At 55.1% G+C, this 6040-nt stretch carries 3 protein-coding genes and 1 tRNA gene; 1 reads left to right on the top strand and 3 read right to left on the bottom strand.

Going from position 1 to position 6040, the window contains the following annotated elements:
• The first annotated feature begins 433 nt into the window (after positions 1 to 433).
• Positions 434 to 509, top strand: a tRNA-Asn gene (locus tag B3P22_RS14135).
• A gap of 648 nt (positions 510 to 1157) precedes the next feature.
• Here the strand turns inward: B3P22_RS14135 and B3P22_RS14130 are convergent.
• From B3P22_RS14130 to rpsA, 3 genes are all read right to left on the bottom strand, one after another.
• Positions 1158 to 3140, bottom strand: a complete 1983-nt coding sequence (locus tag B3P22_RS14130; RefSeq protein ID WP_296271403.1) for a nucleoside-diphosphate sugar epimerase/dehydratase — start codon at positions 3138 to 3140, stop codon at positions 1158 to 1160.
• Positions 3141 to 3663: 523 nt separating this feature from the next.
• Positions 3664 to 3948: an integration host factor subunit beta gene (ihfB, locus tag B3P22_RS14125; RefSeq protein ID WP_003243558.1), complete on the bottom strand. Its 285-nt coding sequence runs from the start codon at positions 3946 to 3948 to the stop codon at positions 3664 to 3666.
• A gap of 287 nt (positions 3949 to 4235) precedes the next feature.
• On the bottom strand, positions 4236 to 5918 hold the full coding sequence (gene rpsA / locus B3P22_RS14120; RefSeq protein ID WP_021445094.1) for a 30S ribosomal protein S1: 1683 nt from the start codon (positions 5916 to 5918) through the stop codon (positions 4236 to 4238).
• Positions 5919 to 6040: the final 122 nt, after the last annotated feature.

Here is a 6040-nt window from a genome sequence, read left to right as displayed (position 1 = left end):
GGTAGCCTACTCGGGCCTACACGTGGAGCAGGTAGGGCGCCTGAAAGAGGAGTTTGTCATCTACTCGTTCGGCACCGGCCGCAGCTGCGGCGCCGCGTTGAACCACGGCAACCTGGACAGCGTCACCGGCGCGATTCACGAGGTGCTGTAATCGTTGTAGGAGCGAATTTATTCGAGAATAAATTCGCTCCTACAGGTTTGCGCCGCCAGGCGGCCATCAGGATTTTTGCACTCCTGACTCAAAGGCCTCAGCCTGTGGCCAGCGTCTTTGCATGCTGCACCCTGTAGGAGCGGCTTCAGCCGCGATCCGCCACCGCCGTCGCGGCTAAAGCCCCTCCCACGCACCAACACCAAACCTGCCGATTCCTCGCCACCTGAAGTCTTCACAAAGTGTTGACTTCCCCTTTTTAATCAGTAACATACGCACTGTTGTTCCGCGATAGCTCAGTCGGTAGAGCAAATGACTGTTAATCATTGGGTCCCTGGTTCGAGTCCAGGTCGCGGAGCCAAATTCAAGAACCCAGCCTAACCGCTGGGTTTTTTATTGCCTGCAGGACTCTCACCAGGGACTGCGTCCCAGGTTATTCGCTTCGCTCACCCCTCCGGGGCCGCGCTAAAGCGCGTTCAGCTACGCTGTCGAGTCCAGGTCGCGGAGCCAAACTCAAGAACCCAGCCTAACCGCTGGGTTTTTTATTGCCTGCGGACTCTCACCAGGGACTACGTCCCAGGTTATTCGCTTCGCTCACCCCTCCGGGGCCGCGCTAAAGCGCGTTCAGCTACGCTGTCGAGTCTAGGTCGCGTAGCCAAATTCAAGAACCCAGCCTAACCGCTGGGTTTTTATTGCCTGCGGACCCTCAGCAGGACCGACTAGGTCACTCACTGTACATCCAGGAGCCGCCAGGTCACGCTGGAGTATTGCAACATCAGAAGCATCCAGGCTGACCGTAGCCACCCGCGCATCGGCCGACCCGGCATTTTCAGTTTTGGGTTTCAGCCGCGGTTACAGCCAGAGAGAAGGAAGCAAGGACAGCAGACAGCAGACAGCAGAGTAAAAGACGTGCGCTCAACATAAGGCACACCCCTTGTTTATAAAAAAAGCGAAAAAACATAGCCTCGCTCTTCAACTAGACGCTATATCCCAGCTGTCGGCCTCCAGCTCAATACTCACGATTTCTAAGATGAATCCAGTCCACGATCTCACCCTCAGGCACATAACCATGCACCGTTTCGCGCAACAGCACGCGCACACGCGTATAGTCATCCTCATCGACTGCTGCCAATAATTCCTGCAAACGTGCCTTGAGATCCTCCCAAGGCAACATATCCTCTTCCGCCCGCATGATCATCGGATGCTCGGTCGGTTTCACATCGTCGCCGATCAACAACTCTTCATAGAGTTTTTCACCCGGACGCAGTCCAGTAAAATCAATCGGAATATCGCCATGAGGATTCCGCTCATCTCGCACGCTCAGACCTGACAGGCGAATCATTTTTTCTGCCAAATCAGCAATCTTCACTGGCTCCCCCATATCCAGCACGAACACATCGCCGCCCTGCCCTAATGAACCCGCCTGAATGACGAGCTGCGCCGCTTCAGGAATGGTCATGAAGTAGCGGGTAATGTTCGGGTGCGTCACCGTGACCGGCCCACCCTGCTTGATCTGCTCTCTAAACAGCGGAATAACCGACCCAGAAGAACCCAGCACATTACCGAAACGCACCATGGTAAAGCGCGTCTTGTTGACTTGGTGAACACCATGCTCCTGACCAAAGAGCAAGGGTGCAGACTCACGGCTCAACGCCTGAAGCACCATTTCAGCCAACCGCTTTGTGCTACCCATGACATTTGTAGGCCGCACAGCCTTGTCGGTGGAGATAAGTACGAAGTTCGCTACGCCAGCTTTAATAGAAGCCTGCGCGGCATTGACGGTTCCCACTAGGTTATTCAGCACCCCTTCAGCTACGTTATGCTCGACCATGGGCACATGCTTGTAAGCCGCAGCGTGATACACAGTATTTACACGCCAAGTCTGCAGAATGTCGAACAGACGCTCGAAGTTCCGGATAGACCCAAGAATAGGCACCAGCCTGATAGGCAGCGACTCTCGCTCGATTCGCTGCTGCAATTCGCCATGAATACTGTAGAGATTGAACTCGCTGTGCTCGAAAAGCAGCAACGCATGAGCACCGCTCGCGAGAATCTGCCGACACAGTTCGGAACCGATGGAGCCGCCAGCTCCAGTCACCAAAACCACTTGGTTCTTGATGCAGCGCTGGAAGAGATCCTGGCGAGGCGGAACAGCATCACGACCTAGAAGATCAGCAATATCTACTTCTTGGATGTCCTCGACTTTTACCCGCCCACTTGCCAGATCGGTGAATCCCGGCACGCTTCGCACATGCAAAGCATAAGGCTCCAGCTTGTCGAGAATATCTCGCCTGCGCGCACGCGAGATAGAAGGCATAGCGAGCAAAATCTCATCAGCGCCCGTCTCGTCGATCATTTGTGGAATATGCTTTGGGGTATAAACGCGCAGTCCGGCGATCACACGATTGGCAACCCCGGCATCATCATCCACAAACGCCACGGGACGCATCGTGACACTCAAGCGCAAGGCGGCGAGCAGCTGATTACCCGCAGTACCGGCACCGTATATGGCTACTCGTGCTATTCCTTTACCAGAATCGACCTGCTGGCTCAGCGGATCCAGCCAATTGCCAATGAAGAACTGGCGCATCGCCAAACGCAAGCCGCCCAACAACAGAAGGCTAAGCCACCAATAATTGAAAACCATAGAGCGAGGCACTACCGCCGTCGGGCCGGTGTACCAGTAGACAGCAAGGGCCAATACCAGAGCCGATAAGGTAACCGCTTTGGCAATAGTCAGCAGCGCGTCGCTACCAACATAACGCATAACCGCCCGATACATCCCCATGCGAATGAAGATCGGCAACGCGATGAGTGGAGCAGTGATAAACAACCAACCATGGCCACCAAAGGGGCTAGCTGCAAAAAAGTCGCCCAACCTAACCGCGAACGACAGCCAAAGCGCAACCCAGATCAACAGCGTGTCAGCTGCCAATTGCAAAAAGCGCTTCTGCCGCCTGGGCAAAGCAATCAAAAACTCACGCACTAGCATCATCCTAAGGGATAACTGAAAAATAGAGCCAAATCGGTCAATAACGATACTGAAAGATACAGCTAATCAAGCTCCAATCCGATCAATCGATTACCTTGCCATTCTCCAGCTATGCAAACAGTCTGTGAAGGCGTTTTCCCTCATTAAATACTGAGCTCCACCCAAGGCTCCGGCGCAAGCCTTAACGCAATAAAAGGGCAATTAGAGCAGAACATGCTCATCAAGAAATGTGCTCACTCGCCTGGACAGACGCCGCTCATATATACCAGTTGCTGGTAACTCGCGGCGGGGCTCTTGAGACCAACGGTTATACAACGAACAGGGCTTTTTAAGTAACGACGAGAAGCGGCAATGTCACACCTGAGCGGCAGGTAAAGCGCCAGATGAGTGTAAGTAACCGGCGTGCGTGACTGACGCTATTTACTCACCGCCCTGTCGATTCGCACTTACTCACCAATCTCGCACTGAAGCTTATCTGGCACACCGAAACCATAACGCCTCCGGGCCGGCTTACCATCTGAGATCACTCATCCTCATTAACCCTGTCGCGCAGCTCCTTGCCCGGCTTGAAATGCGGCACGAACTTACCGTCCAGACGGACCGACTGACCGGTTTTCGGGTTACGCCCTACGCGCGGAGCACGGTAGTGCAGTGAAAAGCTGCCAAACCCACGAATCTCGATGCGATCCCCTGTCGCCAGGGCCTGGGACATTTGCTCCAGCATGGTCTTGATGGCCAGCTCGACATCCTTGGAGGACAGCTGACCTTGGTGAGTGACAATTCTTTCGATCAACTCCGACTTGGTCATGGTTTTCCCTTCTTTTTCAAGCGGCTAGAAGACTCGACGGTTTGGTTTTAGCACGCTGGTCAGCTTTTGAACAGTCTAAAAAACAAGGCGTTAGCGAGTTTCGGGGCTAGTTGTGCGAAGGGGCGCCTTATGCCTCCAAGCGAAGCCTCTCGAGCCAACTCATCGGCATCATTGGGCAACCGCCATTCTCCAAGGTGCGCGCCCTTAGAGGATGGTGGCTTGAAGGGATACAGAAACGAAAAAGGGCGGCCCGAGGGCCGCCCTTTTCTTCGATGAATTACCCGAACTTAGTTCTGGTTTTCCATCTGAGCACGGATCAGATCACCAATGGTGGTCGGGCCGGTGCTTTCAACGTCCTGCTTGTTACGCAGTTCCTTCATCGCGTCCTTCTCGTCCTCGACGTCTTTCGACTTGATGGACAGGCTGATAACGCGGGACTTGCGGTCGACGCTGATGATCTTGGCTTCTACTTCGTCGCCTTCCTTCAGGACGTTGCGCGCGTCTTCAACGCGGTCACGGCTGATTTCGGAGGCTTTCAGGGTAGCTTCGATTTCGTTGCCCAGGTCAATGATGGCACCTTTGGCGTCTACTTCTTTCACAACGCCACGGACGATGGTGCCCTTGTCGTTGATGGAGACGTAGTTGCTGAACGGATCGTCTTCCAGCTGCTTGATGCCCAGGGAGATGCGCTCGCGCTCCGGGTCGACCGACAGGATGACGGTTTCCAGCTCGTCGCCCTTCTTGAAGCGACGCACGGCTTCTTCGCCGGCTTCGTTCCAGGAGATGTCGGACAGGTGAACCAGGCCGTCGATGCCGCCGTCCAGACCAATGAAGATACCGAAATCGGTGATCGACTTGATGGTGCCGGAGATCTTGTCACCCTTGTTGAACTGACCGGAGAAGTCTTCCCAAGGGTTGGTCTTGCACTGCTTGATACCCAGGGAGATACGACGACGCTCTTCGTCGATGTCCAGAACCATGACTTCCACTTCGTCGCCGACGTTGACGACTTTCGACGGGTGGATGTTCTTGTTGGTCCAGTCCATTTCGGAAACGTGTACCAGACCTTCAACGCCTTCTTCCAGCTCAGCGAAGCAGCCGTAGTCGGTCAGGTTGGTGACGCGCGCCATGACGCGGGTGTTTTCCGGGTAACGAGCCTTGATGGCAACCCATGGGTCTTCGCCCAGCTGCTTCAGGCCCAGGGATACGCGGTTGCGCTCGCGGTCGTACTTCAGAACCTTGACGTCGATCTCGTCGCCAACGTTGACGATCTCGGACGGGTGCTTGATGCGCTTCCAAGCCATGTCGGTGATGTGCAGCAGGCCGTCTACGCCGCCCAGGTCAACGAACGCACCGTAGTCGGTGAGGTTCTTGACGATACCTTTGACTTGCTGGCCTTCCTGCAGGGATTCCAGCAGAGCTTCGCGCTCGGCGCTGTTCTCGGCTTCCAGAACGCTGCGACGGGAAACGACAACGTTGTTGCGCTTCTGGTCCAGTTTGATGACCTTGAATTCCAGCTCTTTGCCTTCCAGGTGAGTGGTATCACGCACCGGACGGACATCAACCAGGGAACCCGGCAGGAACGCGCGGATGCCGTTGACGTCAACGGTGAAGCCGCCTTTGACCTTACCGTTGATAACGCCCTTGACCACTTCTTCAGCGTTGAACGCAGCTTCCAGAACCAGCCAGGATTCAGCGCGCTTGGCTTTCTCGCGGGACAGCTTGGTTTCACCGAAGCCATCTTCAACCGCGTCCAGCGCAACGTGGACTTCGTCACCGACCTTGATGGTCAGCTCGCCTTGTTCGTTGAAGAACTGGTCGAGCGGGATGACGCCCTCGGACTTCAGACCGGCGTGGACGGTAACCCAGTCACCGTCGATGTCGACCACGATGCCGGTGATGATGGCGCCCGGCTGCATGTCGAGGGATTTCAGGCTTTCTTCAAATAGTTCTGCAAAGCTTTCGCTCATGTTGATTCCTGTTGATCAAGGGCGGGGATTCGCCCAAACCACATTCCAGACCATGTGGGTTCGTTCAAGTAAAAAGAAGCCTGCGGGACAGGGACTGGTCTCCCGCATGCCTCCTTGCGGAC

This window comes from Pseudomonas sp. UBA6323 (assembly GCF_002439135.1).
GTDB lineage: Bacteria > Pseudomonadota > Gammaproteobacteria > Pseudomonadales > Pseudomonadaceae > Aquipseudomonas.
The sequence above is the reverse complement of the archived record's forward strand: the minus strand, read 5'-3'. Positions and strand labels throughout refer to the sequence as shown.